This is a genomic window from Streptomyces sp. DH41, assembly GCF_029813785.1.
Classification (GTDB): Bacteria; Actinomycetota; Actinomycetes; order Streptomycetales; family Streptomycetaceae; genus Streptomyces.
The window spans coordinates 1-251 of sequence record NZ_JARVKY010000075.1 but is presented as its reverse complement, the minus strand read 5'-3'; the positions used below and the strand labels follow the sequence as shown (position 1 = coordinate 251).

Here is a 251-nt window from a genome sequence, read left to right as displayed (position 1 = left end):
CGCCAACCAGCGCGTCCTGGCTGAACCTGGTCGAGCGGTGGTTCGCCGAGCTGACACAGAAGAAACTCAAGCGCGGCGTCCACCGCTCCGTCCAGGCCCTCGAACGCGACATCAGGTCCTGGCTCGCCGACTGGAACGAACACCCCAGGCCCTTCGTCTGGACGAAGACCGCCGACGAGATCCTCGACAAAGTCGCCGCCTACTGCCGACGAATCTCTGACTCAGGTCACTAGGGCCTGTCCGGCGGATCA

1 pseudogene is annotated in these 251 nt (G+C 64.5%); it reads left to right on the top strand.

The window, feature by feature from the left end:
• A pseudogene (locus QC283_RS39415) lies at positions 1 to 233 on the top strand (IS630 family transposase); the annotation flags it as partial.
• Between the last annotated feature and the right edge of the window lie 18 nt (positions 234 to 251).